General features: G+C 60.5%; 26 protein-coding genes. 24 read left to right on the forward strand and 2 right to left on the reverse strand.

Translation table 11 applies throughout. The annotated features are described in order from the left end of the window. Positions 1 to 34 precede the first annotated feature (34 nt). From MMG91_RS12885 to MMG91_RS12940, 12 genes are all read left to right on the forward strand, one after another. Positions 35 to 2,269: a DNA internalization-related competence protein ComEC/Rec2 gene (locus tag MMG91_RS12885; RefSeq protein ID WP_310659808.1), complete on the forward strand. Its 2,235-nt coding sequence runs from the start codon at positions 35 to 37 to the stop codon at positions 2,267 to 2,269. 96 nt (positions 2,270 to 2,365) lie between these two features. Beyond that, positions 2,366 to 3,001, forward strand: a complete 636-nt coding sequence (locus MMG91_RS12890) for a MotA/TolQ/ExbB proton channel family protein (RefSeq protein WP_008067747.1) — start codon at positions 2,366 to 2,368, stop codon at positions 2,999 to 3,001. Further along, entirely contained in the window at positions 2,998 to 3,426 is a 429-nt protein-coding gene (locus MMG91_RS12895; RefSeq protein ID WP_310659809.1) for a biopolymer transporter ExbD, read from the forward strand. Before MMG91_RS12890 ends, MMG91_RS12895 begins: the two co-directional genes overlap by 4 nt. Further along, the gene (gene lpxK / locus MMG91_RS12900) at positions 3,426 to 4,436 is read left to right on the forward strand and encodes a tetraacyldisaccharide 4'-kinase (protein ID WP_305446505.1); all 1,011 of its coding nucleotides are present in this window, start codon (positions 3,426 to 3,428) and stop codon (positions 4,434 to 4,436) included. The genes MMG91_RS12895 and lpxK overlap by 1 nt, the downstream gene beginning before the upstream one ends. Positions 4,437 to 4,461: 25 nt before the next feature. Then, positions 4,462 to 4,647 carry a Trm112 family protein gene (locus tag MMG91_RS12905; RefSeq protein WP_003179363.1) on the forward strand — a complete coding sequence of 62 codons (186 nt, stop codon included), beginning with the start codon at positions 4,462 to 4,464 and terminating at the stop codon, positions 4,645 to 4,647. Then, complete coding sequence (gene kdsB, locus MMG91_RS12910) at positions 4,644 to 5,408, forward strand: 3-deoxy-manno-octulosonate cytidylyltransferase (protein WP_310659810.1); 765 nt, start codon at positions 4,644 to 4,646, stop codon at positions 5,406 to 5,408. Before MMG91_RS12905 ends, kdsB begins: the two co-directional genes overlap by 4 nt. Beyond that, positions 5,408 to 5,872, forward strand: coding sequence for a low molecular weight protein-tyrosine-phosphatase (locus MMG91_RS12915; protein ID WP_310659811.1), 465 nt, complete (start codon positions 5,408 to 5,410; stop codon positions 5,870 to 5,872). The genes kdsB and MMG91_RS12915 overlap by 1 nt, the downstream gene beginning before the upstream one ends. Then, complete coding sequence (gene murB, locus MMG91_RS12920) at positions 5,869 to 6,888, forward strand: UDP-N-acetylmuramate dehydrogenase (RefSeq protein ID WP_310659812.1); 1,020 nt, start codon at positions 5,869 to 5,871, stop codon at positions 6,886 to 6,888. The genes MMG91_RS12915 and murB overlap by 4 nt, the downstream gene beginning before the upstream one ends. A gap of 232 nt (positions 6,889 to 7,120) precedes the next feature. Continuing rightward, on the forward strand, positions 7,121 to 7,591 hold the full coding sequence (locus MMG91_RS12925) for a 2Fe-2S iron-sulfur cluster-binding protein (protein WP_310659813.1): 471 nt from the start codon (positions 7,121 to 7,123) through the stop codon (positions 7,589 to 7,591). Beyond that, positions 7,588 to 9,909, forward strand: coding sequence for a xanthine dehydrogenase family protein molybdopterin-binding subunit (locus tag MMG91_RS12930; protein WP_310659814.1), 2,322 nt, complete (start codon positions 7,588 to 7,590; stop codon positions 9,907 to 9,909). The genes MMG91_RS12925 and MMG91_RS12930 overlap by 4 nt, the downstream gene beginning before the upstream one ends. Continuing rightward, complete coding sequence (locus MMG91_RS12935) at positions 9,909 to 10,892, forward strand: XdhC family protein (protein ID WP_310659815.1); 984 nt, start codon at positions 9,909 to 9,911, stop codon at positions 10,890 to 10,892. The genes MMG91_RS12930 and MMG91_RS12935 overlap by 1 nt, the downstream gene beginning before the upstream one ends. Further along, positions 10,889 to 11,482, forward strand: coding sequence for a nucleotidyltransferase family protein (locus MMG91_RS12940; RefSeq protein ID WP_310659816.1), 594 nt, complete (start codon positions 10,889 to 10,891; stop codon positions 11,480 to 11,482). Before MMG91_RS12935 ends, MMG91_RS12940 begins: the two co-directional genes overlap by 4 nt. Before the next feature lie 177 nt (positions 11,483 to 11,659). On the opposite strand, the gene rne is transcribed toward MMG91_RS12940, so the two are convergent. Continuing rightward, the gene (rne, locus tag MMG91_RS12945; protein ID WP_305502890.1) at positions 11,660 to 14,860 is read right to left on the reverse strand and encodes a ribonuclease E; all 3,201 of its coding nucleotides are present in this window, start codon (positions 14,858 to 14,860) and stop codon (positions 11,660 to 11,662) included. Between the two features lie 700 nt (positions 14,861 to 15,560). Here rne and rluC point away from each other — a divergent pair. Genes rluC through sppA form a run of 3 tightly spaced genes read left to right on the forward strand, consistent with a single transcriptional unit; the run spans position 15,561 to position 18,189 of the window. Continuing rightward, the gene (gene rluC, locus MMG91_RS12950) at positions 15,561 to 16,523 is read left to right on the forward strand and encodes a 23S rRNA pseudouridine(955/2504/2580) synthase RluC (protein ID WP_310659817.1); all 963 of its coding nucleotides are present in this window, start codon (positions 15,561 to 15,563) and stop codon (positions 16,521 to 16,523) included. Further along, complete coding sequence (locus MMG91_RS12955) at positions 16,510 to 17,172, forward strand: HAD-IA family hydrolase (RefSeq protein WP_310659818.1); 663 nt, start codon at positions 16,510 to 16,512, stop codon at positions 17,170 to 17,172. Before rluC ends, MMG91_RS12955 begins: the two co-directional genes overlap by 14 nt. 27 nt (positions 17,173 to 17,199) lie before the next feature. Next, the gene (gene sppA, locus MMG91_RS12960; protein WP_310659819.1) at positions 17,200 to 18,189 is read left to right on the forward strand and encodes a signal peptide peptidase SppA; all 990 of its coding nucleotides are present in this window, start codon (positions 17,200 to 17,202) and stop codon (positions 18,187 to 18,189) included. A 77-nt stretch (positions 18,190 to 18,266) separates the two neighbouring features. Here the strand turns inward: sppA and MMG91_RS12965 are convergent, their stop codons facing one another. Next, complete coding sequence (locus tag MMG91_RS12965; RefSeq protein WP_310659820.1) at positions 18,267 to 18,845, reverse strand: nucleoside triphosphate pyrophosphatase; 579 nt, start codon at positions 18,843 to 18,845, stop codon at positions 18,267 to 18,269. A gap of 104 nt (positions 18,846 to 18,949) precedes the next feature. On the opposite strand from MMG91_RS12965, the gene MMG91_RS12970 reads away from it, so the two are divergent. From MMG91_RS12970 to mltG, 9 genes are all read left to right on the forward strand, one after another. Continuing rightward, positions 18,950 to 19,477, forward strand: a complete 528-nt coding sequence (locus tag MMG91_RS12970) for a YceD family protein (protein WP_004371317.1) — start codon at positions 18,950 to 18,952, stop codon at positions 19,475 to 19,477. 13 nt (positions 19,478 to 19,490) lie between these two features. Next, complete coding sequence (gene rpmF / locus MMG91_RS12975) at positions 19,491 to 19,673, forward strand: 50S ribosomal protein L32 (protein ID WP_003179396.1); 183 nt, start codon at positions 19,491 to 19,493, stop codon at positions 19,671 to 19,673. A gap of 3 nt (positions 19,674 to 19,676) precedes the next feature. Continuing rightward, positions 19,677 to 20,687, forward strand: coding sequence for a phosphate acyltransferase PlsX (plsX, locus tag MMG91_RS12980; protein ID WP_310659821.1), 1,011 nt, complete (start codon positions 19,677 to 19,679; stop codon positions 20,685 to 20,687). Positions 20,688 to 20,812: 125 nt separating this feature from the next. Further along, positions 20,813 to 21,751 (forward strand): ACP S-malonyltransferase, encoded by a 939-nt coding sequence (fabD, locus tag MMG91_RS12985; protein WP_305446491.1) that lies wholly within the window; start codon positions 20,813 to 20,815, stop codon positions 21,749 to 21,751. Between the two features lie 15 nt (positions 21,752 to 21,766). After that, the gene (fabG, locus tag MMG91_RS12990; protein WP_310659822.1) at positions 21,767 to 22,510 is read left to right on the forward strand and encodes a 3-oxoacyl-ACP reductase FabG; all 744 of its coding nucleotides are present in this window, start codon (positions 21,767 to 21,769) and stop codon (positions 22,508 to 22,510) included. A gap of 191 nt (positions 22,511 to 22,701) precedes the next feature. Next, on the forward strand, positions 22,702 to 22,938 hold the full coding sequence (gene acpP / locus MMG91_RS12995; protein ID WP_003175607.1) for an acyl carrier protein: 237 nt from the start codon (positions 22,702 to 22,704) through the stop codon (positions 22,936 to 22,938). Positions 22,939 to 23,046: 108 nt separating this feature from the next. Beyond that, the gene (fabF, locus tag MMG91_RS13000; protein ID WP_007942005.1) at positions 23,047 to 24,291 is read left to right on the forward strand and encodes a beta-ketoacyl-ACP synthase II; all 1,245 of its coding nucleotides are present in this window, start codon (positions 23,047 to 23,049) and stop codon (positions 24,289 to 24,291) included. Beyond that, the gene (gene pabC, locus MMG91_RS13005; RefSeq protein ID WP_310659823.1) at positions 24,291 to 25,106 is read left to right on the forward strand and encodes an aminodeoxychorismate lyase; all 816 of its coding nucleotides are present in this window, start codon (positions 24,291 to 24,293) and stop codon (positions 25,104 to 25,106) included. The genes fabF and pabC overlap by 1 nt, the downstream gene beginning before the upstream one ends. A 3-nt stretch (positions 25,107 to 25,109) precedes the next feature. Then, complete coding sequence (gene mltG, locus MMG91_RS13010) at positions 25,110 to 26,324, forward strand: endolytic transglycosylase MltG (RefSeq protein WP_310659824.1); 1,215 nt, start codon at positions 25,110 to 25,112, stop codon at positions 26,322 to 26,324. Positions 26,325 to 26,336 lie beyond the last annotated feature (12 nt).

Here is a 26,336-nt window from a genome sequence, read left to right on the forward strand (position 1 = left end):
TACGCCTAGGGAGGGGACTCTCAAGGACGGGCTTATGCGCACAGGGATGATGGCGCTGGCGTTGGGTCTGCTGGCCTTGCGTTTTTTACCGGCATTACCGCCGGTCTGGTTGTGGCTGTTGTTACCGGTAGCGGGTTTGATGTTGCTGCCGTTTCGAACTTTTCCCTTGGCATTTTTTCTGTTCGGTTTCAGTTGGGCGGGCGCGAATGCACAGTGGGCGATGAATGATCGCCTGGCGCTGAAGCTCGATGGCGAGACGCGCTGGGTCGTAGGTCGTGTGGCCGGGTTGCCGCAGCAGGCCGACGAGGTGGTGCGTTTCGAACTCACGGACAGTCAGTCCCGTCGCACCAAGCTGCCTGGGCACCTGCGCCTGGCCTGGTATGGCGGGCCTCCCGTCAACAGCGGCGAACATTGGCGGCTGGCCGTCAAATTGAAGCGTCCTGCCGGGTTGCTCAACCCGCATGGGTTCGATTACGACGCCTGGCTACTGGCCCGGCACATCGGCGCCACCGGAACCGTCAAGGACGGCCAGCGCCTGAGGGAGGCGCAGTGGGCCTGGCGCGACGGCATCCGTCAGCGTTTGCAGGTCGTGGATGCCCAGGGGCGAACGGGCGCGCTGACGGCGTTGGTGCTGGGGGATGGCGCCGGGCTGAGTCGTGAGGACTGGCAGGTGCTGCAAGACACCGGCACCGTGCATCTGTTGGTGATTTCCGGGCAGCACATCGGCCTGCTGGCGGGGGTGGTGTATCTGCTGATTGCCGGATTGGCGCGTTATGGTGTGTGGCCCAAGCGCTTGCCGTGGCTGCCATGGGCGTGCGGGCTGGCGTTTGCGGCGGCGCTCGGTTACGGGCTGCTGGCCGGCTTCGAGGTGCCGGTGCGCCGGGCCTGCCTGATGATCGGTCTGGTGCTGTTGTGGCGACTACGGTTTCGTCACCTCGGCGCATGGTGGCCGTTATTGCTGGCGCTTGACGGTGTTTTGCTGCTGGACCCGCTGGCGAGCCTGCAACCGGGTTTCTGGTTGTCCTTTGCGGCGGTGGCGGTGCTGATTCTCACCTTCGGCGGGCGATTGGGTCCGTGGCGTTGGTGGCAAACCTGGACTCGTGCCCAGTGGCTGATCGCGATCGGTTTGTGTCCGCTGCTGTTGGTGCTGGGGTTGCCGATCAGTCTCAGTGGGCCACTGGCCAATTTGCTCGCAGTGCCCTGGGTCAGTCTGGTGGTCCTGCCGCCAGCTTTGCTTGGGACGATGTTGTTGCCCGTTCCTTATGTGGGCGAAGGATTGCTGTGGCTGGCCGGCGGTCTGATCGATCTTTTGTTCAAGGGGTTGGCGTTGATAGCGGGGCAATTGCCCGCATGGATACCAGTGGCGGTCCCGTTGTGGGTATGGGCGCTCGGCACGCTGGGCGCCTTTGTGCTGTTGCTGCCGCGAGGCGTGCCGTTGCGCCCGTTGGGTTGGCCGATGTTGCTGTTACTGGTTTTTCCGCCCCGACACACGTTGCCTGAAGGCATGGCCGAGGTTTGGCAGCTGGATGTCGGTCAGGGTTTGGCGATCCTGGTGCGTACCCGCCATCACACCTTGCTGTATGACGCCGGGCCACGGTTCGGCGATATCGACCTGGGTGAGCGGGTGGTGCTGCCATCATTGCGCAAACTGGGTGTGAGCAGCCTTGATCTGATGCTGATCAGCCACGCCGATGCCGATCACGCCGGCGGTGCGCGAGCAGTTGCCAACGCAATACCGGTGAAGCAAGTACTCAGTGGCGATCACTTGGCCCTGCCAGATCAACTCCACACCGAGGGCTGCGAGAGTGGTCAGCAATGGGCCTGGGATGGCGTGAAGTTTCAACTCTGGCAGTGGCCGTCAGCCAGCGACAGCAATCAGAAATCCTGCGTGCTACAGGTTGAAGCCAACGGCGAGCGCTTGCTGCTGACCGGCGACATCGATGCCGCAGCCGAGCGGGCGCTGCTCGACGGTCCATTGGCGGTGCGGACGGATTGGTTGCAGGCCCCGCACCATGGCAGTCGCAGTTCGTCTTCGGTGGCATTGCTCAGCGCCTTGCAACCCAAAGCGGTATTGATCTCCCGTGGTAACGGCAATTCTTTCGGCCATCCCCATCCCACGGTTGTGGCGCGCTATCAAAAACGCGGTGTGGCGATCTACGACAGCGCCGAGCAAGGTGCCATTCGTCTGCAACTGGGACGCTTCAGGCCGCCGTGGACGATGCTTCAAGAACGGCGCTTCTGGCGCGGTCCGCCACTATCCAGCCAGTAACCCGAACTATCGAAGCCCGACCGGATGCGACATCGCGGTCTTCGGTGCGTCCACCCCCTATGTTAGAGTGGCGCACTTTTCGAGGGGACTGTCACTGTGTGGGAATTGGTCAAATCCGGCGGCTGGATGATGCTGCCGATCATTTTGAGCTCCATCGCGGCCATGGCGATCGTCGCCGAGCGTCTCTGGACCCTGCGTGCCAGCCGCGTGACCCCGGAGCACTTGCTCGGGCAGGTCTGGGTCTGGATCAAGGACAAACAACTCAATAAAGAAAAGCTCAAGGAACTGCGCGCCAACTCTCCGTTGGGCGAGATCCTGGCCGCCGGCCTGGCGAATTCCAGGCATGGTCGCGAGATCATGAAAGAGTGCATCGAAGAGGCCGCCGCGCGGGTGATTCATGAGCTCGAACGCTACATCAACGCCCTCGGCACCATTGCCGCCATGGCCCCGTTGTTGGGGTTGCTGGGTACGGTGCTGGGCATGATCGATATTTTCAGTGCGTTCATGGGCACGGGCATGGGCACCAACGCCTCAGTGCTGGCCGGTGGTATTTCCAAAGCGCTGATCACCACCGCCGCAGGCCTGATGGTCGGTATCCCGGCCGTGTTCTTCCACCGTTTCCTGCAACGCCGGATCGATGAACTGGTGGTGGGCATGGAGCAGGAAGCGATCAAGCTGGTCGAGGTAGTGCAGGGTGACCGCGACGTGGATCTGGCTGAGGGTAAAGCGTGAAATTCCGTCGTAAACCACGGGAAACGATAGACATCAACCTCGCGTCGTTGATCGACGTGGTGTTTATCCTGCTGCTGTTTTTCGTTGTGACCACCACCTTCACCCGTGAAACCCAGTTGCGCGTCGACTTGCCGGAAGCAGTCAGCGGTTCCCCGGCCGAGGACCAGCAGGCCAAGCAACTGGACATCGCCATCAGCGCCGAGGGAGTGTTCTCGGTCAACAACCACTTGTTGCCCAAGAACGACCTGCCCAGCCTGATGGAAGCGCTGCAGAAAGAATCCAATGGCGACACCAACCTGCCATTGTCCATCAGCGCCGATGGCAAGACCCCCCATCAGTCCGTCATCACCGCGATGGATGCTGCCGGCAAGCTCGGTTTCAGTCACTTGCGCATGACCACAGTCGAGGCGGCGCCGGCGTCCTGATGGCCATGTCCGATCGATTGCTCGCGGCGTGGTACGAAGGCCATCCGGCGTTGAAGCTGTTGCAGCCTCTGGAATGGCTCTATCGACGCGTGGTCACCGGCAAGCGCAAACGCTTTTTGGCGGGCGAGGGCGAGATCTACCAACCGCCGGTGCCGCTGATCGTGGTCGGCAATATCACGGTGGGCGGCACCGGCAAGACACCGCTGATTCTGTGGATGATCCAGCATTGCCAGCGCAGCGGGCTGCGGGTCGGCGTGGTCAGTCGGGGCTACGGCGCCAAACCGCCGCAATTGCCGTGGCGGGTCAAGGCGGATCAAGATGCGGACGTGGCGGGCGATGAACCACTGTTGATCGTCCAGCGCACTGGCGTGCCGCTGATGATCGACCCGGACCGCAGCCGCGCGGTCAAAGCCTTGCTGGCGAGCGAGCCGCTGGACCTGATCCTCTCCGACGACGGCATGCAGCATTACCGGCTGGCCCGGCATCTGGAACTGGTGCTGATCGATGCCGCCCGGGGGCTGGGCAACCAGCGCTGCCTGCCGGCCGGACCGTTGCGCGAACCGATCGAGCGGCTGCAAAGCGTCGATGCGGTGCTTTATAACGGCGCCATGGCCGACCGCACCGACGGTTTCGCCTTCCAGCTGCAACCCACGGCACTGGTCAACCTGCAAAGCGGCGAACGCCGGCCCCTTGACCACTTCCCTGCAGGCCAGGCCGTTCACGCCGTGGCCGGGATTGGCAATCCCCAGCGTTTCTTCACGACCCTCGAAACGCTACACTGGCGGCCAGTGCCGCATGCATTTGCCGACCACGCCGAGTACAGCGTCCAGGCCTTGAATTTCACACCGTCATTGCCAGTGGTGATGACGGAAAAGGACGCGGTGAAGTGCCGTGCCTTCGCCGCCGCCGATTGGTGGTACCTGGCGGTCGATGCTGCGCCATCGCCGGCCTTCGTGGCCTGGTTCGATACGCAGCTGATGCGCCTGTTGCCGTCTCGTCTTTTGCCTTAAATCCGTTTCTATCCAGGGAATGTTCATGGACACCAAATTGCTTGATATCCTCGCTTGCCCGGTCTGCAAGGGCCCGCTCAAGCTCAGCGCCGACAAAACCGAGCTGATCAGCAAGGGCGCCGGCCTGGCGTACCCGATTCGCGACGGCATCCCGGTGATGCTCGAAAGCGAAGCGCGCACCCTGACCACCGACGAGCGTCTGGATAAATGACCACAGCCTTTACCGTCGTCATTCCATCACGCTATGCCTCCACCCGTCTGCCGGGCAAACCCCTGCTGCTGATCGCCGGCAAGCCGATGATCCAGCACGTCTGGGAACAAGCGAGCAAAAGCAGCGCCCAGCGAGTGGTCGTTGCCACTGACGATGTGCGTATTGTCGAGGCCTGCAAAGGCTTTGGTGCCGAGGTGGTGCTGACGCGCGAAGACCATAATTCCGGCACCGACCGACTGGCCGAAGTCGCGGCGAAACTGGGCCTGGGCCCGGACGCCATCGTGGTTAACGTTCAGGGCGACGAGCCGTTGATCCCGCCGAGGGTGATCGATCAGGTTGCCGCCAACCTGGCCGCCCACACCGAAGCGCGCATGGCCACCCTGGCCGAGCCGATTGAAGACGTGGAAACCCTGTTCAACCCCAACGTGGTCAAGGTGGTCAGCGACCTCAATGGCTTGGCGCTGACGTTCAGTCGTGCCACTTTGCCGTGGGCGCGGGACGCGTTTGCCAAAAGCCGCGAGCAGTTGCCGGAAGGCGTGCCGTATCGCCGTCACATCGGTATTTATGCCTATCGCGCCGGTTTCCTGCAGGACTTCGTCACCTGGGGGCCGTGCTGGCTGGAGAATACCGAAGCTCTGGAACAACTGCGGGCGCTCTGGCATGGCGTGCGGATTCACGTCGCCGATGCGCTGATCGCACCGCCTACCGGCGTCGACACCATTGAAGACCTCGAGCGCGTTCGTCGCTTGCTGGAGGCTTGATGCGGGTTCTGTTCGTCTGCCTGGGCAACATCTGCCGTTCCCCCACGGCCGAAGGCGTGTTACGGCATAAACTGCGTGAGGCGGGGCTGGTCGATCAAGTCGAAGTGGCTTCCGCCGGCACCGGTGACTGGCACGTCGGCAAGGCCCCGGACAAGCGCAGCCAGGCCGCGGCGAAACTGCGCGGCTACGACCTGTCCGCCCAGCGCGCTCAGCAAGTGACCCGCGCCGATTTCACCACCTACGACCTGATTCTGGCGATGGACAACAGCAACCTGCGCCACCTCAAGGCCCTGCAACCGGCCAAGGGCAAGGCCGAACTGGACCTGTTCCTGCGTCGCTACCAGTCGGAAATCGATGAAGTGCCGGATCCTTATTACGACGGCGACCAGGGTTTCGAACAGGTACTGGACCTGATCGAGCGCGCCAGCGACCTGCTGGTGATCGAATTGAAGGGACGGTTATGAGTTTGCAGGTACATCCGCTGGTATCGCTCAAGCCGTTCAACAGCTTTGGCGTGGATGTTCAGGCCCGGCTGTTTGCCGAGGCCCATAGCGATGCCGATGTGCGCGAAGCCCTGGCCTATGGGCTGGAACATGATGTGCCCATGCTGGTGATCGGTGGCGGCAGCAATTTGTTGCTGACGGCCGATGTCCAGGCACTGGTGCTGCGCATGGCCACACGGGGGATTCGCCTGCTGAGCGATGACGGCAACCAGGTGGTGATCGAAGCCGAGGCGGGCGAGCCGTGGCATCCGTTTGTGCAACACACCTTGGCGCAAGGGTTGTCGGGGCTGGAGAACCTCAGCCTGATTCCCGGCACCGTAGGCGCGGCACCGATGCAGAACATCGGTGCTTACGGCGTCGAGATCAAAGACGTTTTTGCCGGCCTGACGGCCCTTGATCGCCAAACCGGCGAGTTGCGGGATTTCACGCTGGCCGAGTGCAACTTTGCCTACCGTGACAGCCTGTTCAAACAGGAACCGGGGCGCTGGTTGATCCTGCGGGTGCGTTTCACCCTCAATCGCACCGCGCATCTGCACCTGGAGTACGGTCCGGTTCGCCAGCGCCTGACGTCGCAGGGCATCGATCACCCGACGCCTATTGATGTCAGCCAGGCCATTTGCAGCATTCGCAACGAAAAGCTCCCGGACCCGGCGGTGCTCGGCAATGCCGGCAGCTTCTTCAAGAACCCCTTGGTGCCGGCGACCTTGGTCGCGCAACTCAAGGAGCACTACCCGGATCTGGTGGCCTACGCGCAACCCGACGGGCAAATGAAACTGGCGGCGGGCTGGCTGATCGAACGGGCCGGCTGGAAAGGCTTTCGCGACGGTGATGCCGGTGTGCATACATTACAGGCGCTGGTGCTGGTCAACTACGGCACCGCAACGGGCCTGCAATTGCTGAACCTGGCGCAACGCATTCAAAAAGACATTTCAGAACGTTTCCACGTCGACCTGGAAATGGAGCCCAATCGGTATTGAGGCTACGCTTCAGGCTGATTCCAAAGCCCTGCACATCTTCAGATGTGCAGGGCTTTTTTGTTAATGCTGGGTTAACTTAGCTACCTAACGATGCAGCATTTGCTCCACCAAAGGCCCGATGCAGACGTCGCGTCCGCATAAGAGAGCCCATTAGCCTGAGTCGATCTGCGTGAAGGAACCCACGCGGCAGATTGTTCGACCCCATAACCTCTATCACTATGCGGGCGTGCCCATGATTACCCTGAAACTCAATGGACAAGATCATCAACTCGATGTCACCGAGGACATGCCGCTGCTCTGGGCGATCCGTGACGTGGCTGGTTACAACGGCACCAAATTTGGCTGCGGCATGGGCCTGTGTGGTGCCTGTACCATTCATATCGACGGCGCGCCTGCGCGCAGTTGCATCACGCCGATCGGCTCGGTAGTCGGCCAGAACGTCACCACTATCGATAACCTGCACGCCGACCCGGTTGGCAAAGTCGTCCAGCAAGCCTGGCTCGACAGCGCCGTGGCTCAGTGCGGTTACTGTCAGGGCGGGCAGATCATGTCAGCCACCGCGTTGCTGAAGTCCAATCCGAACCCCAGCGACGAGCAGATTGAAGAGGCGATGGTCGGCAACATTTGCCGTTGTGGCACCTACAACCGGATCAAGACCGCCATCCGCCAGGCATCCACTCACCTGAAGGGGGCCAAGGCATGAGCCAGTTACCGAATGACTTTGCGCTGAGCAACCTCAGCCGCCGTGGTTTCCTCAAAGGCGTGGGCGCCACCAGTGCACTGGTGCTGGCGGCAAGCTGGGGCTGGCAGGACGCGCTCGCTGCCGAAAAAGACAAAAAGTTCGGCGCCGACGGCATGCCTAACGGCTGGGTCGATGATCCTAAGGTTTACGTCAGCATCGCCGCCGACGGCAGCGTGACGGTGGTCTGCAACCGCTCGGAAATGGGCCAGGGCGTGCGCACCAGCCTGACCATGGTAGTGGCCGATGAGTTGGACGCCGATTGGGCGCTGGTCAAAGTGCAACAGGCACCGGGCGACGAAGTGCGTTTCGGCAATCAGGACACCGATGGTTCGCGCAGCATGCGTCACTGGTACGAGCCGATGCGCCGTTGCGGTGCTGCCGCGCGGACCATGCTTGAGCAAGCCGCTGCCGCGCAGTGGAAAGTGCCGGTCAGCGAGTGCCATGCGCAACTGCATAAAGTCATTCACCAACCGACCGGCCGTGAACTGGGATACGGCGCGTTGGCCGCTGCTGCCGGTGCACTGGCGGTGCCGGCCCGCGACAGCCTGCGGCTCAAGCAACCATCGGAATTCCGTTACATCGGCAAGGAAGGCACCAAGGCCATCGACGGTGCGGACATCGTCAATGGTCGCGCGGTCTACGGCGCCGATGTGCATTTAGATGGCATGCTTTTCGCCACCATCGCGCGTCCAGCGGTCTACGGCGGCAAGGTTAAATCCTTCGATGCCAGCGCCGCGATGAAAGTCCCGGGCGTAATCAAGGTTCTGCAAGTCGAAAGCCGTCCATTGCCGTCCGAGTTCCAGCCTCTGGGCGGTGTGGCCGTGGTGGCCAGCAATACCTGGGCGGCGATCAAGGGCCGCGAAGCGCTGAAAATCGAATGGGATGACGGCCCCAACGCCAGTTACGACTCGATCGCCTACCGCAAGGAAATTGAAGCCGCGTCCCTCAAGCCCGGCAAAGTGGTGCGCAATACCGGCAGCATCGACCAGGCCATGAGCAGCGCCGACAGCACCCTCGAAGCCTCTTACTATCTGCCGCACCTGGCACAATCGCCCATGGAGCCGATGGTCGCCATTGCCCGTTTCAAAGACGGCGTGTGCGAAGCCTGGGCCCCAAGCCAGGCGCCGCAAGTCACCCGTGAACGGATCGGCGAGCGCCTCGGCATCCCATTCGATAACGTCACGTTCAACGTCACCTTGCTCGGCGGCGGTTTCGGGCGCAAATCCAAGCCGGACTTCGTCGTTGAAGCGGCGATCCTGGCCAAGGAGTTCCCGGGCAAGGCGGTGCGGGTGCAATGGACCCGTGAAGACGACATTCACAATTCCTATTTCCACACCGTGTCGGCCGAATACCTGAAGGCCAGCCTGAACAAGGACGGCTTGCCGTCCGGCTGGCTGCACCGCACGGTGGCGCCGAGCATCACCGCGCTGTTCGCGCCGGGCATGAACCATGAGGCCGCTTTCGAGCTGGGCATGGGCTTTACCAACATGGCTTACGCGATCCCCAACGTGCGCCTGGAAAACCCTGAAGCGGCGGTCCATACCCGGGTCGGCTGGTATCGCTCGGTATCGAACATTCCCCATGGCTTTGCGATTCAGAGCTTTGTCGATGAACTGGCCCATAAGGCCGGTCAGGATCCGCTCAAGTACCAGATCAAGCTGCTCGGCCCTGACCGTCAGATCGATCCGCGCACCTTGAGTGAGGAGTGGAACTACGGTGAGTCCCCCGAGCGCTATCCGATCGATACCGCACGGATGCGCACCGTGCTGGAAACCGCCGCCAAAGCCGCCGGTTGGGGGCGTGAGTTGCCCAAGGGCCGTGGCCTGGGTCTGGCGGTGCATTACAGTTTTGTCACTTATGTGGCGGCGGTGATCGAGGTTGAAGTCAAAGACGATGGCACGTTGATTGTGCACAAGGCCGATATCGCCGTGGATTGCGGTCCGCAGATCAATCCCGAGCGTATTCGCTCGCAGTTCGAAGGCGCCTGCGTCATGGGCCTGGGCAACGCGGTACTGGGAGAAATCAGCTTCAAGGACGGCAAGGTTCAGCAGGACAATTTCCACATGTATGAAGTGGCGCGCATGTCCCTGGCACCAAAGGAAGTCGCCGTGCACCTGGTCACGTCACCGGGCGATGTGCCGTTGGGCGGGGTCGGTGAGCCGGGCGTGCCACCGATTGCACCAGCGCTGTGCAACGCGATCTTTGCCGCCACCGGCAAGCGCATCCGTAACCTGCCGGTACGCTATCAATTGCAAGGCTGGCAGAAGGCGCAAGCCTGATGGACAGCGTCGATCTGAACGTCCTGCGCAGCGTGCTGGAATGGCGCCGCGCCGGTCAGCGGGTGATGTTGTACAGCGTGGTCCAGACCTGGGGCACCGCGCCCCGGGCACCTGGCGCCATGCTGGCCTTGCGTGAAGACGGCGTGGTGATTGGCTCGGTGTCCGGTGGCTGCGTCGAGGATGACCTGATTGCCCGGCTGCATGATGGCCGTATCCCGGCCGATGGGCCGCCGGTGCAATTGATTACCTATGGCGTCACTCGTGAGGAGGCTGCACGGTTTGGTTTGCCGTGCGGCGGCACGTTGCGCCTGACCGAGGAGCGCGTCGGCGATCCGGCGTGGGTCGCCGAGTTGCTGACGCGCTGCGAGGCCCATGAAATCGTTGCGCGTGAGCTGAATCTGGCGACCGGTGAAGTGGTTTTACAGGCCGCGAGCAAGACTGATGCACTGGTGTTTGAAGGGCAGACCTTGCGCGCCATTTATGGTCCACGCTGGCGGCTGTTGCTGATCGGCGCCGGCCAACTGTCGCGCTACGTTGCCGAGATGGCGCGGCTGCTGGATTTCGAAGTGCTGATCTGCGACCCGCGCACCGAGTTTGTCTACGGCTGGGAGGAGCAACACGGTCGCTTCGTCCCGGGCATGCCCGACGAAGCAGTGCTGACCATCCAGACCGACGAGCGCACGGCTATTGTCGCCCTGACCCACGATCCGCGCCTGGATGACATGGCGCTGCTTACTGCGCTGGACTCCAAGGCGTTTTATGTCGGTGCGCTGGGTTCGCGGGTCAACAGCCAGAAGCGCCGGGACAACCTGGCTCAGCTAGGCTTGTCACAACAGGCCATCGAGCGCTTGCACGGCCCGATCGGTTTGCACATCGGCAGCCATACACCGGCGGAAATCGCCTTGTCGCTGCTGGCCGAAATTGTGGCGATCAAGAACGGCGTCGCGCTGAAACAGAAGAAGCCGTTGCAGGAGGGCGTATGAGCGACTCCATTGGCGTTATCGTTCTGGCCGCCGGGCAGGGCAGTCGGTTTCGACAGGTGGCGGGTGACGATAAGGACAAGCTGCTGGTGGACTGCACTGGTCGTAACGGCGTCACTGTGCATTCGATGATCGAGCAGGTGCTGGTGAATCTGCCGGCCGCGCTTGAGAAACGCGTGCTGGTGACCACAGCGGATCGCCCACAAGTCATTCGCATGGCTCAGGCCTATGGTTGCGAGATTGTGCGGATCGAATCGACCGGTCTGGGCGACAGCATTGCGGCAGGTGTGGCGGCATGTTCGCAGCTCGGTGGCTGGCTGATCGTGCTGGGGGATATGCCGTTTATCCTGCCGTCCAGCATTGAACAGGTCGTCGCAGCCATTGTGGATGACGGCATCAGTGTGCCGGTGCATGAGGGGCAATATGGGCATCCGGTGGGATTCGGACGAAGTTTTGGTCCGGGATTGATGGCGCTGACCGGTGATCAGGGCGCCAAGTCGCTGTTCGCGCAGGCGAGGGTGGTCGAGGTGGCGGTGGATGATCCTGGGGTATTGTGGGATGTGGATGTTTCCGAGAAATTGACCTTCCCGTAATGATCGTTCCCACGCTCTGCGTGGGAATGGAGCCCGGGACGCTCCGCGTTCCCAAGCGGACGCAGAGCGTCCATTGAGGCATTCCCACGCAGAGCGTGGGAACGATCAACACAAAGACAAGGACATAAAAAAGCCCCGCCTGGATCACCAGGCGGGGCTTTTTAGTGGCCGATGGAATCAGGCGAGGGGTTTAGGCTCGTGCTCTTTTTCCAGGGCTTGTTCGTGTTGCTCTACCGCTTCCTGAACGGAGCGCGGTGCTTCGTCGATCGCGGATTCAACCGGTTCGGCAGCGACTTCAGCGGCCGGGGCAGGGGCTGCCTCGACGACTTCAGCAACAACCGGTGCTGGCTCGACAGCGGCCGGAGCAGCAGTGGCAGCCAGTTCGGCTTCCTTCTGCAGACGCTCGGCTTCACGCTTGCGACGACGTACTTCACGCGGGTCGTTCGGCGCACGGCCACTTGGGGTCAGAGCGCTGACTGGAGCGGCTTCAACCACCGGTGCAGCCTCTTCGGCAACAACTGGCGCTTCAACAACCGCTGGGGCAGGCTCGGCGGCGGCAACCACTGGCTCGGAGACCATGGCTTCAGCAACCGGGGCTTCAGCGACTGGCGCAGGAGCTTCGGCAGCTACGGGTGGCTCGGCAACCCAGTTGAACGTGGTTTGCTCTTCGCGAACTTCACGGACCGGTTCAGCCACTGGCGCTTCAACCACAGGCTCAGCGGAAGCAGCAGGCTCGGCAGCAATGGACGGTTCAGCGGCAGCTTCAACTTCAGGCTGTGCTTCACGAACCGGTGCCACTTCGATTTCCGGAGAAGCAGTGACTTCTACCGGCGTGGTCGCTTCAACGACTGGCGCTTCAACCGGAGCGGTTTCCTGCGTGGCGGCAGTGGCGCGTTCGGCTTGCTCGTTGGCTTGTGCTTCGGCAGGTGCGCTGATCACGGAGCTGGCAACAGCTGCGGTAACAGCCAGGCCGGCGGCCAGATCGGCAGTGCTTGGCGTTTCGGCGTTTTCAGCCGATTCGGATTCTTCCGAACCTTCGATCACATTGCCGTTGGCATCGCGTTGACGCTCACGACGGTTGCTGCGACGACGCTGGCCACGGGAGCGGCGGCGTGGACGATCGCCTTCGGCGCCTTCCTGACCGTCTTCCTGCAGTTGCTCTTCGTTGGTGGTCAACTCTTCTTCGGCAACGGCGGCAGCGGCTTGCTCTACGCGTGGCTGACGTTCTTCACGCGGTGGGCGTGGAGCGCGTTCTTCACGTGGCGGACGGGCTGGACGCTCTTCAGCGTTGGCAGCGGCGGCCGGAGCGGCATCCAGAGGCTCGCGCAGTTCACGAACCGGGCGTTCTTCACGCTCGCCACGTGGCTTGCGATCTTCACGCGGGGCGCGCGGTGCTCGTTCTTCACGAGGGGCACGTGGGGCGCGCTCTTCGCGCGGAGCGCGTTCCTGGGCGACTGCTGGAGCTTCTTCGCGGGCTTCACGGGGCTCACGTGGTGCGCGTTCTTCACGCGGTGCACGTTCCTCACGAGGCTTGCGCTCTTCATCGCGGCGACCGTTACGGTTGCGGCTCTGCTGACGGCCGTTGCGACGCTCTTCGTTGCGGGCAGGGCGTTCGGTGGCTGGCTTTTCAACCACTACCGGCGCGGCAGGCTCTTCCTTGGTGGCGAACAGGCTGACCAGCGACTTCACCAAGCCTTTGAACAGGCTTGGCTCTGGCGCTACGGCGGCTGGTGCAGGCATTGGAGCAGCGGCGACTTCGGTCGGAACCGGAGCGTTGGCGCGGGCCGGAGCCGTTTTGACCGCGGCTTCCTGGCGAACCAGGGTGCGGGTCGCGGCGGCTGGCTGGACTTCTTCGACTTCGGCAGCGGCAGCAGCGATTTCGTAGCTGGACTGGTTGATGCTGGCTTCCGGGCTGTCATCGCGCAGACGCTGAACTTCGAAGTGCGGCGTTTCGAGGTGATCGTTCGGCAGAATGACGATGCGGGCACGGGTGCGCAGTTCGATCTTGGTGATCGAGTTGCGTTTTTCGTTGAGCAGGAACGCCGCAACCGGAATTGGCACTTGTGCGCGAACTTCGGCGGTGCGGTCTTTCAGGGCTTCTTCTTCAATCAGACGCAGGATTGCCAGCGACAGCGATTCAACGTCGCGGATGATGCCGGTGCCGTTGCAACGCGGGCAGACGATGCCACTGCTTTCGCCCAGGGATGGACGCAGGCGCTGACGGGACATTTCCAGCAGGCCGAAGCGCGAGATGCGACCGACTTGCACGCGAGCGCGGTCGGCTTCCAGGCATTCGCGGACTTTCTCTTCCACGGCGCGCTGGTTCTTGGCAGGGGTCATGTCGATGAAGTCGATGACGATCAGGCCGCCGATGTCGCGCAAGCGCAACTGACGGGCGATTTCTTCGGCGGCTTCAAGGTTGGTCTGCAGTGCGGTTTCTTCGATGTCGCTGCCTTTGGTGGCGCGCGCCGAGTTGATGTCGATGGACACCAGGGCTTCGGTCGGATCGATAACGATGGAGCCGCCGGAAGGCAATTCGACAACACGCTGGAAGGCGGTTTCGATCTGGCTTTCGATCTGGAAACGGTTGAACAGCGGAACGCTGTCTTCGTATAGCTTGATCTTGCTGGCGTACTGCGGCATCACCTGGCGAATGAAGGTCAGGGCTTCGTCCTGGGCTTCAACGCTGTCGATCAGCACTTCGCCGATGTCCTGGCGCAGATAATCGCGGATGGCGCGGATGATCACGTTGCTTTCCTGATAGATCAGGAACGGCGCGGAACGATCCAGCGAAGCTTCTTTGATGGCGGTCCACAGTTGCAGCAGGTAATCGAGATCCCACTGCATTTCTTCGCTGCTGCGGCCGAGGCCGGCAGTCCGAACGATCAGACCCATGTCGGCCGGGGCAACCAGACCGTTCAGGGCTTCACGCAGTTCGTTGCGCTCTTCACCTTCAATGCGACGGGAGATACCGCCGGCACGCGGGTTGTTCGGCATCAGCACCAGGTAACGACCGGCCAGGCTGATGAAAGTGGTCAGGGCAGCGCCCTTGTTGCCACGTTCTTCTTTTTCGACCTGAACGATGACTTCCTGGCCTTCGCTCAGGACGTCCTTGATGTTGACGCGGCCTTCGGGGGCTTTCTTGAAGTATTCGCGGGAGATTTCTTTGAGGGGCAGGAAGCCGTGGCGCTCAGAGCCGAAATCGACAAAGGCAGCCTCAAGGCTTGGTTCGATGCGAGTAATCCGGCCTTTATAGATGTTGGCCTTCTTCTGCTCGCGTGCACCGGATTCGATGTCCAGGTCGTAGAGGCGTTGGCCATCTACCAGTGCAACACGCAACTCTTCGGGTTGAGTTGCGTTAATCAGCATTCTTTTCATGTAGTACCGTCGGTTTCCGGGCTGCCGGAAACGGCGTTCGGCACACACGACTTCTCACGGTCGGTGTCAGGTGCGTCAGGAGTGGTTGGCCACTCCAGTGTCTAGCGAACCCCGGCCAATTGGGCCGGTGTCGCGACGTACGCGTCCTGCTTGCTGTGGCTACTTAAGCACTCAGTCAGGAGGAGGAATCAACCGGCGGCTGTGGACGAGATGAAGCGTCTTGATAAAGCCTATTGCTACACAGTCCAGCGGTTGTGCATCTCCACCCTACACGTATCCCTGATAATTCGGGTGCTGCCGCGCGCAGAATCCGCAGCGGGTTGGCATTTACCGTGAGCTCCGAAAGGGGAGGTCACGCATCATGGCTAATTTAGGCGGTGTTTCCGAAGCGTTCGCTCGGGGTCGTTCGCAGCTGACTGCACTTTGTGAACTGGCCGTGAATATTTGCTCGGAAGGCGAGTGAAAACTCTGCTTTGCGGCATGATTCAGGCCTTATGTCACCTGCGCTCGTTACAACTGCAAACTCTGCCGTTACGTAGCGAAAGCCCCGTAGGACGGCCTCTCGTCCTCGTGAATTGCGTTGGTCAGGGCCGGTTTTTGACCGTTAGTCCGCTGTCCAGGCCACTTTTGGCGGCGTTCGCGACTATAGCAGCAATGATTAAGTGCTTCAATTCCATAAAAAATTGTTATCATCCGCGCCATGACGACTACTGCCCCTTCGACCCCAGCCGTACAACTGCTGGAGGTCTCGCCGGAATATGCCGGCCAACGTATTGATAACTTCCTTCTCGCTCGGCTCAAAGGCGTGCCCAAGACCTTGATTTACCGCATTTTGCGCAAGGGCGAAGTGCGGGTGAACAAAGGTCGGATCAAGCCCGAATACAAGCTGCAGGCGGGCGATATCGTGCGCGTGCCGCCGGTTCGCGTGCCTGAGCGCGACGAGCCTGTGCCGCTGGCCCAGGGTCTGTTGCAGCGGCTCGAGGCCTCGATTGTCTACGAAGACAAGGCGCTGATCGTGGTCAACAAGCCTTGCGGCATTGCGGTTCATGGAGGCAGTGGCTTGACCTACGGCGTGATTGAAGCCTTTCGTCAGTTGCGTCCGGATTGCAAGGAGCTCGAACTGGTTCATCGTCTCGATCGTGATACCTCCGGCCTGCTGATGATTGCCAAAAAGCGCAGCATGTTGCGCCACTTGCACACGGCGTTACGCGGCGATGGCGTCGATAAGCGCTATATGGCGCTGGTCCGCGGCAACTGGGCTGCCTCGATCAAGCAAGTCCGTGCGCCGCTGGGCAAGAGCAATCTGCGGTCCGGCGAGCGCATGGTTGAGGTGGACGAGGAGGAGGGCAAGGAGTCTGTGACCGTGTTCAAGGTGCTGCGTCGCTTTGGCGACTTTGCCACTATGGTCGAAGCCAAACCGATCACGGGTCGCACTCACCAGATTCGCGTCCATACTCTGCATGCCGGACATTGCATTGCGGGTGATACCAAGTACGGCGATGAAGGTTTCAGCAAAGAGATTCGTGATCTGGGCGGCAAGCGTCTGTTTCTTCACGCCTACATGCTGACTGTGCCGCTGCCTGATGGTGGCGAGCTCAAGTTGCAGGCGCCGGTCGACGAGATGTGGGCCAAAACCGTGGAGCGCTTGAGTGCACCCTACTGATTACAAGCTGCTGATTTTCGATTGGGACGGCACGCTCGCTGACTCCATTGGTCGGATTGTCGAGGCGATGCATGTCGCGTCCGAGCGGTCCGGTTTTCAGTTGCGTGATGATTTTGCCGTCAAAGGCATTATCGGTCTGGGCTTGCCGGAAGCGATTCGCACCCTGTATCCCGAGATTGGCGACACCGAGCTGATAGCATTCCGTCAGCACTATGCGGATCACTACATTGCGGCGGAGGCCGAGCCTTCCCCGCTGTTTGAGGGCGTTATCGAGTCTCTCGAAGCGTTTCGTGTCGAGGGGTATCATCTGGCAGTAGCGACCGGCAAGGCTCGTCGTGGGCTGGATAGGGTGCTGAAGTCTCACGGTTGGGAAGATTATTTCGATATCACCCGTGCTGCCGACGAAACCGCCAGCAAGCCCCATCCGTTGATGCTTGAGCAGATTCTCGCCCATTGCGAGGTTCGTCCGGAGCAAGCGCTGATGGTTGGCGATTCGTCGTTCGACCTGCAGATGGCGCGCAATGCGGGCATGGATTCGGTGGCGGTCAGCTATGGCGCTCAATCGATCGACGCCTTGAAGCTATTTGAGCCGAGACTGGCCATTGATTGTTTTTCAGAGTTGCACACCTGGCTGAGTCAGCGGGTTTAATTGGTTTTTTTTGCTGGGGTACATGGCATGACCGACGAATGGAAAGCGCCCGCCAAGGCGAGTGCGGAAAGCGGTGACGAGAAAAGCTGGAAGCTGCTGGAAAAAACCTTGCTGGCTGGCGTGCAGGAGCAGCGCCGGTCTCGTCGCTGGGGAATCTTCTTCAAGTCGCTGACTTTTTTGTACCTGCTCGGCGCGTTGTTTCTGTTATCGCCGTTGATAAGCATGGAGAAAGGCGCAAGCCTAGGCTCTGGCTACACGGCGCTGATCGATGTAACGGGCATGATTGCCGACAAAGAGCCGGCCAGTGCCGACAATATCGTCGGCAGTCTGCGTGCAGCCTTCGAGGACAAGAAGGTCAAGGGTGTGATTCTGCGAATCAATAGCCCTGGCGGCAGTCCGGTGCAGTCGGGTTATGTCTACGACGAGATCCGTCGTTTGCGCGGCCTGCATCCGGATACCAAGGTTTACGCGGTAATCTCGGATCTGGGCGCTTCCGGTGCCTATTACATCGCTAGTGCCGCGGATCAGATCTACGCCGACAAGGCGAGCCTGGTGGGTTCCATCGGTGTGACGGCGGCCGGTTACGGTTTTGTCGGGACCATGGAGAAGTTGGGTGTGGAGCGTCGTACCTACACCTCCGGCGAGCACAAATCGTTCCTCGATCCGTTCCAGCCGCAGAAACCTGCGGAAACCCAGTTCTGGCAGAGCGTGCTCGATACCACTCATCAGCAGTTCATCAGCAGCGTCAAGAAAGGTCGTGGTGATCGCCTGAAGGACAAAGAGCATCCGGAGTTGTTCTCCGGGCTGGTCTGGTCGGGTGAGCAAGCGCTGTCGCTGGGCTTGATCGATGGTCTGGGCAATGCCAGTTCGGTTGCGCGCGATGTGATCGGCGAGAAAGAGTTGGTGGATTTCACTGTTGAGGAATCGCCGTTCGATCGCTTCTCGAAAAAGCTCGGCGCCAGCGTGGCTGAGCATTTGGCGATGTGGATGGGCTTTCAAGGGCCTTCGCTGCGCTAATCATCTGGCTGCATAAAGAAACCGGCCTGCGCGGCCGGTTTTTTTGTGCGAGCGCGGTCTCTGTGCAGAGGTGCGGTTCAGGGTATCTGTACGTTTTCAGCCAGCAGCATATCGATCAGGCGAATCAGCGGCAGGCCGATCAGGCTGGAGGCGTCAGGGCCTTCGGTGCTTTGAAACAGGCTCACCCCCAAACCTTCGGCCTTGAAGCTGCCAGCGCAGTCGTAGGGCTGTTCTGCGTGCAGGTAGCGTTCGATGCGCGCTGCGTCGAGTGTGCGCATGTGTACGGTAAACGGCACGCAGTCGACCTGGCAGTGGCCGGTCTGACTATTGAGCAGTGCCAGGCCGGTCAGGAAGGTCACGCTCGCACCGCTGGATGCCAGCAGTTGTTCACGGGCCTTTTCGAAGGTGTGAGGTTTGCCGATAATCCGCTCGCCGAGAACGGCGACTTGATCCGAGCCGATGATCAGGTGGGCTGGATGGCTGCCTGAAAGGGCGCGGGCTTTTTCTTCGGCGAGGCGCTTTACCAGTTCGACGGCAGACTCGTCCTCGCGATGGCTTTCGTCGATATCCGGCGAGCTGCACGTGAACGGCAGCTGCAAGCGGGCCAGCAATTCCCGGCGATAGGCCGAGCTTGAAGCAAGTAATAAAGGCAGCATGCGGATCTCCAAAGGGCGGGGGCGAATTCTAGCGCAGGCTCAAGTGACGGGCAGGGCTGAATTTCCTTTGACATGGCTGGGGGCATCCCTATAATGCTGCGCCTATGTTGAATGACCCGATTCCACCTCACGTTGACCCGCGCAAATTGGCTGACCGTGGCACCACCCTTCAAGGTGAACTGCTGCTGGCCGATTTGGAGAGACTCTGCGACCCGCTTTCCGATACTGTCGGTACGGTGCAGGCCAAATTCGTTTTTGAACGAGATGAACGTAAATCTGTGGTAATTCACAGCTTTATCGACACCGAAGTCAAAATGGTTTGCCAGCGTTGTCTTGAGCTGGTCACCCTGCCGATCCATAGCGAATGCAGTTATGCTGTGGTGAAGGAGGGTGCGAATACCCAGTCGTTGCCGAAAGGTTATGACGTGCTGGAACTGGGCGAAGATCCTTTGGATCTGCAGTCACTGATCGAGGAGGAGCTTCTGCTCGCCTTGCCCATTGTGCCTGCTCATCATCCGGAAGAATGCCAGCAGCCGGCGGGTCTCGATGAGCCCGAACCGAGCGAGGACGAGGTAACGCGGTCCAACCCGTTCAGTGTATTGGCGCAGTTAAAGCGTGACCCAAACGTTTAGGAGTTAATCAATTATGGCTGTTCAGCAGAACAAAAAATCCCGCTCTGCCCGTGACATGCGTCGTTCGCACGACGCTCTCGAGGCTAGCACCCTGTCTGTAGAAAAAACCACCGGTGAAGTTCACCTGCGTCACCACGTATCGCCAGAAGGCGTATACCGTGGTCGTAAAGTGATCGACAAGGGCGCTGACGAGTAATCCTTGTCCGCTCAAGTCATCGCGATTGACGCAATGGGCGGGGACTTCGGTCCCCGCAGCATTGTTCAGGCCAGTCTTGCTTGCCTGTCTGCTACACCCTCGCTACACCTGACCCTCGTCGGTCAACCCTCCCTTCTTGAAGAATTGATTGCCAGCCATTCGGCGGTGGATCGCGCGCGTCTGTCGATTACGCCGGCGTCTGAAGTCGTCACCATGGACGAAAAGCCTGCTCAAGCCTTGCGTGGCAAGCCCGACTCGTCGATGCGCGTGGCGCTCGAGTTGCTGCGAGACGGTAAGGTTCAGGCCTGTGTCAGTGCCGGCAATACCGGTGCGCTGATGGCATTGTCGCGGTTTGTGCTCAAGACCTTGCCGGGCATCGATCGGCCGGCAATGATCGCGGCCATTCCGACGCAGAAGGGCTACTGTCAGTTGCTCGACCTGGGCGCCAACGTCGATTGCAGCGCCGAGCAGTTGTTGCAGTTTGCAGTGATGGGCTCGGTGGCGGCAGAAACCCTGGGCATCGTTCGTCCAAGAGTTGCATTGCTGAACATCGGCACCGAAGACATCAAGGGCAATCAGCAGGTCAAGTTGGCGGCCACCTTGTTGCAGAATGCTCGTGGCATCAACTACATCGGGTTTGTCGAAGGTGACGGTTTATACCGTGGCGAGGCGGATGTGGTGGTGTGTGACGGTTTTGTCGGCAATATCCTGCTCAAGTCCAGCGAAGGCCTGGCGACCATGATTGCCGGGCGCATTGAGGCGTTATTCAAGAAAAATTTCGCGTCCAAAGTGGTGGGCGCACTGGCGCTGCCGCTGATGAAACGCTTGCAGGCCGAGCTGGCGCCAGCACGACATAACGGCGCAAGTTTCCTCGGTTTGCAGGGAATTGTCGTGAAAAGCCACGGTTCGGCGGGGGTGCAGGGTTTTCAGAGTGCGATTCAGCGTGCGTTGATCGAGATCCAGGAAAACTTGCCGGAGCGGCTTCATGGGCGCGTGGAAGATTTGTTGCCTTAGGCGTTTTCGTCGGACAATGCTTAAATGTGACCGCTCAGTTCAATGGGCCATCCAACTGTGAGTTTCTTGCGTTCCACAAACGGGACGTCATTTCTCCGACGACAAGATCATTAGGGGCTTGTTACATGTCTGCTTCCCTCGCATTCGTCTTTCCAGGACAGGGTTCGCAGTCCCTCGGCATGCTGGCCGAGTTGGGCGCGCAACATCCGGTGGTCCTCGAAACATTCAAAGAAGCTTCCGATGCTCTGGGTTACGACCTCTGGGCACTGACCCAGCAAGGGCCGGAAGAACAACTCAATCAAACCGATAAAACCCAGCCGGCCATTCTGACTGCCTCGATCGCCTTGTGGCGCCTGTGGCTGGCTGAAGGCGGTGCGCGTCCGGCGTACGTTGCCGGTCACAGCCTGGGCGAATACAGCGCCCTGGTGGCTGCAGGCAGTCTGAGCCTGGGCGACGCAGTGAAGCTCGTAGAGCGTCGCGGTCAGTTGATGCAGGAAGCCGTTCCAGCCGGGCAGGGCGGCATGGCTGCAATCCTGGGTCTGGAGGATGCCGACGTACTCGCAGCCTGTGCCGAAGCGGCGCAAGGCGAAGTGGTGAGCGCGGTCAACTTCAACTCCCCGGGCCAAGTAGTGATCGCTGGCGCGAAGGCTGCGGTTGAGCGCGCCATCGAAGGTTGCAAGGCACGTGGCGCCAAGCGCGCGATGCCATTGCCGGTCAGCGTGCCATCCCATTGCGAATTGATGCGTCCGGCCGCCGAGCGGTTCGCCGAATCGATCGCCGCGATCGACTGGCAGGCGCCGCAGATCCCTGTGGTACAGAACGTCAGCGCTAGCGTGCCGGCGGATCTGGAAACCCTCAAGCGCGATCTGCTTGAACAGCTCTACAAGCCTGTGCGCTGGGTCGAGTCGGTCCAGGCGCTGGCTGCCAAGGGCGCGACCGAACTGGTCGAATGCGGCCCTGGTAAAGTACTCGCCGGTTTGAACAAGCGTTGCGCCGAAGGCGTGTCGACCTCTAACCTCAATACCCCAGACGCTTTCGCTGCCGCCCGCGCAGCGCTGGCTTAACAAGGAGAAGCTTGCATGAGTCTGCAAGGTAAAGTTGCACTGGTCACCGGTGCCAGTCGTGGTATCGGCCAGGCTATCGCTCTGGAGTTGGGTCGTCAGGGTGCCATCGTTATCGGCACCGCGACTTCCGCTTCGGGGGCCGAGCGTATCGCTGCGACCCTGAAAGAAAATGGTATTCAGGGCACTGGCCTGGAACTCAACGTCACCAGCGATGAGTCCGTAGCGACCGTGCTGGCGAGCATTCAGGCGCAATTCGGTGCGCCGGCGATCCTGGTCAATAATGCCGGTATCACCCGCGATAACTTGATGATGCGCATGAAAGATGACGAATGGCATGACGTCGTCGATACCAATCTGAACAGTCTGTTCCGCCTGTCCAAGGGTGTTTTGCGCGGCATGACCAAAGCCCGTTGGGGACGAATTATCAGTATTGGCTCGGTTGTGGGTGCCATGGGCAACGCAGGCCAAGTAAACTACGCTGCCGCCAAGGCCGGTCTGGAAGGTTTCAGCCGTGCACTGGCGCGTGAAGTCGGTTCGCGTTCGATTACGGTAAACTCGGTGGCCCCTGGGTTCATCGACACCGATATGACCCGTGAACTGCCCGAGGCGCAGCGTGAAGCCTTGCAGACGCAGATTCCGCTGGGTCGTCTGGGGCAAGCTCAAGAGATCGCGTCTGTGGTCGCTTTTCTTGCATCCGACGGTGCGGCTTACGTTACTGGGGCTACAATCCCGGTGAACGGCGGGATGTACATGAGTTAAATGTGACGGATTGCTTCAAAAAAATGTCATACGAGCTGTCTAAAATCCGTTATAAAGCTGCAATCTATTTATAGACAGAGGGTCGCCGGGTTTGAGGAGTGAAGCTTTCAGTTGAAAAACTGAAAAGTCTTTCTATACACTTACCCACCGGCCAGCTGCCTGAATTTGTCCATTAGGAGTGAAAACAAGGTATGAGCACCATCGAAGAGCGCGTCAAGAAAATCGTTGCTGAGCAACTGGGCGTTAAAGAAGAAGAAGTGGTCAACACTGCTTCCTTCGTTGAAGACCTGGGTGCCGACTCCCTTGACACCGTTGAGCTGGTGATGGCTCTGGAAGAGGAATTCGAGACCGAAATCCCTGACGAAGAAGCTGAGAAGATCACTACTGTACAAGCAGCAATCGACTACGTTACCAGCCACCAGGCGTAATAGTTTTTAGTCGTCGCTCGCTGTCATGGAAAAACCGCACTGCCATCACGGCGTGCGGTTTTTTCTTTAGGCCTGATGCAAAGTCGTCATTTGAAAAAGGAGAGTGCTGTGTCGCGTAGACGCGTCGTAGTCACCGGTATGGGTATGTTGTCGCCACTGGGCACGGATGTGCCGAGCAGCTGGCAGGGCATTCTGGCTGGCCGCAGTGGCATTGGTCTGATCGAACACACCGACCTTTCTGCCTATTCCACCCGTTTCGGCGGTTCGGTAAAGGGCTTCAATGTCGAGGAATACCTGTCGGTCAAGGAAGCTCGCAAACTCGACCTGTTCATTCAATACGGTCTGGCTGCAGGTTTTCAAGCCGTGCGTAACGCAGGTCTTGAGGTCACCGATGCCAACCGCGAGCGCATCGGCGTGGCCATGGGGTCGGGTATTGGCGGTCTGACCAATATCGAAGACACCAGCCGCACGCTGCATGATTCCGGCCCACGACGGATTTCTCCGTTTTTCGTGCCTGGCTCGATCATCAATATGATTTCCGGTTTCCTGTCCATCCACTTGGGCGCACAGGGACCGAACTACGCCATCGCCACGGCGTGTACCACCGGTACGCACTGCATCGGCATGGCGGCACGCAACATCATGTACGACGAAGCCGACGTCATGATCGCCGGTGGTGCCGAGATGGCCGCGTGTGGTCTGGGCATGGGCGGCTTCGGTGCCTCCCGCGCACTATCGACCCGCAACGACGAGCCGACCCGTGCCAGCCGTCCATGGGACAAGGGCCGTGATGGCTTCGTGCTGTCCGACGGCGCCGGCGCACTGGTGCTCGAAGAACTGGAGCACGCCAAGGCCCGTGGCGCGACCATCTACGCCGAGCTGATCGGTTTCGGCACCAGTGGCGATGCTTATCACATGACCTCGCCACCGGCCGATGGCGCGGGAGCTGCGCGTTGCATCACCAATGCCTTGCGCGATGCGAAGATCAATGGCGATCAGGTCCAGTACATCAACGCCCACGGCACTTCGACCTCGGCTGGCGACCTCGCCGAAGCCTGTGCGATCAAATCCGTGTTCGGCGATCACGCCTACAAGTTGGCGGTCAGTTCGACCAAATCCATGACCGGTCACCTGTTGGGTGCGGCGGGCGCGGTCGAGGCGATTTTCAGCGTATTGGCAATCAACAGCCAGGTGGCACCACCGACCATCAACCTCGATGAGCCGGACGAAGGTTGCGACCTCGACTTCGTACCCCATACCGCGCGTGGCATGGATATCGACGTCGTGCTGTCCAACTCCTTCGGATTTGGCGGTACCAATGGCTCGCTGGTGTTCCGCCGGTTCGCTGACTGATGGACAGCTGGGTCGACGGTCAACCGGCTGACGCTTTGTCGCTGAAGGATCGCGGCCTGGCTTACGGTGATGGTCTGTTCGAGACCATCGCGGTCAAGGGCGGGCAGCCGCTGCTGCTGGATCGACATTTGTCGCGTCTGGCCGAGGGTTGTTCGCGCCTGGCGATTGCCGCCGATCATCAACTGATCCGCGCGGAGCTGCTGGCCTATTCCGCCGCGCTGGGCGAGGGCGTGCTCAAACTCATCCTCACCCGCGGCGACAGCCTGCGCGGTTATGCCGCCGATCCCTCGGCTCAGGCTCGACGTATTCTGCAAGGCAATCCTCCTGCGGCTTATCCGGCTGTTCATGCGGAGCAAGGCGTTCGGCTGTTCCCTTGTGCGACACGGCTTTCCAAACAACCATTGCTCGCCGGTCTCAAGCATTTGAATCGTCTGGAGCAGGTCATCGCCCGTTCCGAATGGCAGGACACCGAGCATGCCGAAGGCTTGATGCTGGATCAGGTCGGGCGGGTGATCGAGGGCGTGTTCAGCAATCTGTTCCTGGTGCGCGATGGCGTGCTGGTGACCGCCAATCTCAAACGCTGTGGCGTGGCGGGTGTGATGCGTGCCGAATTATTGTTTCAAGCCAAGTCATTGGGAATTCCCACGCAAGTCACCGATATCACCCTCGAGCAGCTGCAATGGGCTGACGAGGTCTTTGTCTGCAACAGCGTGTATGGCGTTTGGCCGGTGCGCGCCTATGCCGCACTGAGCTGGCCGGTTGGGCCGCTCACCCGTAAACTCCAAACCATTGCTCGTGCGCTACTGGATGCTTGATTCGTGAGACGTAAATTCTTGCTGCTGCTGGAAACCGGATTGGTTCTGGCGGGGCTGTTGGCGGGCGCTTGCGCCTGGAAAATCGATTCGGCGCTGGAACAGCCGCTGAACATCGCCCAGGAAGAGCTGCTGGAGGTGCCCAAAGGCACTACGCCAAACCGCACTTTCCTTCGACTTGAAGCTGATGGCGTTATCAAGGACGCTTTCTGGCTGCGCGTGTATTGGCGTTTCAATCTGGCGGGACAACCGCTGCACAGCGGCGAATACCGCATGGTGCCTGGTATGACAGTCAACGGGCTGATCGACCTGTGGAAGCGCGGAGAAATGGTGCAATACAGCCTGACGCTGGTTGAAGGCTGGAATTTCCATCAGGTTCGCGCAGCCCTGGCCAAGGACGAAAAACTCGAGCAGACCCTCAACGGTCTGAGCGACAGCGAAGTGATGGACAAGCTCGGGCACAGCGGGATTTTTCCGGAAGGACGATTCTTTCCCGACACGTATCGTTTCGTGCGTGGCATGACCGACGCCGATTTGCTCAAGAAAGCTTACGATCGCCTCGACGAGGTCCTCGCCAAGGAGTGGAGCCAGCGCGCTGCCGACGTCCCCTACACTGAGCCCTATCAGGCTCTGATCATGGCCTCGTTGGTGGAAAAGGAAACCGGTGTGCCGCAGGAGCGTCGGCAGATTGCCGGTGTGTTCGTGCGGCGCATGGAGATGGGCATGCTGTTGCAGACCGATCCGACTGTGATCTATGGTCTGGGGGATCGTTACAACGGCAAGTTGACCCGCGCCCATCTCAAGGAACCTACGCCCTATAACACTTATATGATCCCCGGCCTGCCGCCGACGCCGATTGCGATGGTCGGCCGCGAAGCGATCCATGCGGCGTTGAATCCGGCGGACGGCAACAGCCTGTATTTTGTCGCGCGCGGCGATGGCAGCCACGTGTTCTCCGATGATCTGGACGCCCACAATAATGCGGTGCGCGAATTCCAGATCAACCGACGTGCCGATTACCGCTCCAGCCCTGCGCCGACTGTTACGCCGCCGACGGAGGATACCCAGGCTCCGATCCCGGCGGCTTCGCCCAATACGGCGCCCGAAGACCTGCCACCAGTAGCGCCGCAAGATTCCGTGCAAGACCCCGTGGAAGACCCCGCACAAGAACCTGCGCCGGCACCCGAGGCGGATGCCCCCGCGCCGCAAAGCCCGCAATGACTCTGACTAAGG

It is taken from the genome of Pseudomonas sp. JL3 (assembly GCF_031570575.1).
Taxonomy (GTDB): domain Bacteria; phylum Pseudomonadota; class Gammaproteobacteria; order Pseudomonadales; family Pseudomonadaceae; genus Aquipseudomonas; species Aquipseudomonas cucumis.

Bases quoted from the DNA above. Each gene is read 5' to 3' on its own strand.
- MMG91_RS12940 (WP_310659816.1), top strand. From the start codon at position 10,889: ATGAGCGACTCCATTGGCGTTATCGTTCTGGCCGCCGGGCAGGGCAGT.
- MMG91_RS12965 (WP_310659820.1), bottom strand. From the start codon at position 18,845: ATGCTGCCTTTATTACTTGCTTCAAGCTCGGCCTATCGCCGGGAATTG.
- fabD (WP_305446491.1), top strand. From the start codon at position 20,813: ATGTCTGCTTCCCTCGCATTCGTCTTTCCAGGACAGGGTTCGCAGTCC.
- pabC (WP_310659823.1), top strand. From the start codon at position 24,291: ATGGACAGCTGGGTCGACGGTCAACCGGCTGACGCTTTGTCGCTGAAG.
- MMG91_RS12925 (WP_310659813.1), top strand. From the start codon at position 7,121: ATGATTACCCTGAAACTCAATGGACAAGATCATCAACTCGATGTCACC.
- murB (WP_310659812.1), top strand. From the start codon at position 5,869: ATGAGTTTGCAGGTACATCCGCTGGTATCGCTCAAGCCGTTCAACAGC.
- rne (WP_305502890.1), bottom strand. From the start codon at position 14,860: ATGAAAAGAATGCTGATTAACGCAACTCAACCCGAAGAGTTGCGTGTT.
- sppA (WP_310659819.1), top strand. From the start codon at position 17,200: ATGACCGACGAATGGAAAGCGCCCGCCAAGGCGAGTGCGGAAAGCGGT.
- MMG91_RS12885 (WP_310659808.1), top strand. From the start codon at position 35: ATGCGCACAGGGATGATGGCGCTGGCGTTGGGTCTGCTGGCCTTGCGT.
- MMG91_RS12930 (WP_310659814.1), top strand. From the start codon at position 7,588: ATGAGCCAGTTACCGAATGACTTTGCGCTGAGCAACCTCAGCCGCCGT.
- rpmF (WP_003179396.1), top strand. From the start codon at position 19,491: ATGGCTGTTCAGCAGAACAAAAAATCCCGCTCTGCCCGTGACATGCGT.
- lpxK (WP_305446505.1), top strand. From the start codon at position 3,426: ATGGCCATGTCCGATCGATTGCTCGCGGCGTGGTACGAAGGCCATCCG.
- rluC (WP_310659817.1), top strand. From the start codon at position 15,561: ATGACGACTACTGCCCCTTCGACCCCAGCCGTACAACTGCTGGAGGTC.
- fabG (WP_310659822.1), top strand. From the start codon at position 21,767: ATGAGTCTGCAAGGTAAAGTTGCACTGGTCACCGGTGCCAGTCGTGGT.
- MMG91_RS12905 (WP_003179363.1), top strand. From the start codon at position 4,462: ATGGACACCAAATTGCTTGATATCCTCGCTTGCCCGGTCTGCAAGGGC.
- kdsB (WP_310659810.1), top strand. From the start codon at position 4,644: ATGACCACAGCCTTTACCGTCGTCATTCCATCACGCTATGCCTCCACC.
- MMG91_RS12970 (WP_004371317.1), top strand. From the start codon at position 18,950: ATGTTGAATGACCCGATTCCACCTCACGTTGACCCGCGCAAATTGGCT.
- acpP (WP_003175607.1), top strand. From the start codon at position 22,702: ATGAGCACCATCGAAGAGCGCGTCAAGAAAATCGTTGCTGAGCAACTG.
- MMG91_RS12935 (WP_310659815.1), top strand. From the start codon at position 9,909: ATGGACAGCGTCGATCTGAACGTCCTGCGCAGCGTGCTGGAATGGCGC.
- MMG91_RS12915 (WP_310659811.1), top strand. From the start codon at position 5,408: ATGCGGGTTCTGTTCGTCTGCCTGGGCAACATCTGCCGTTCCCCCACG.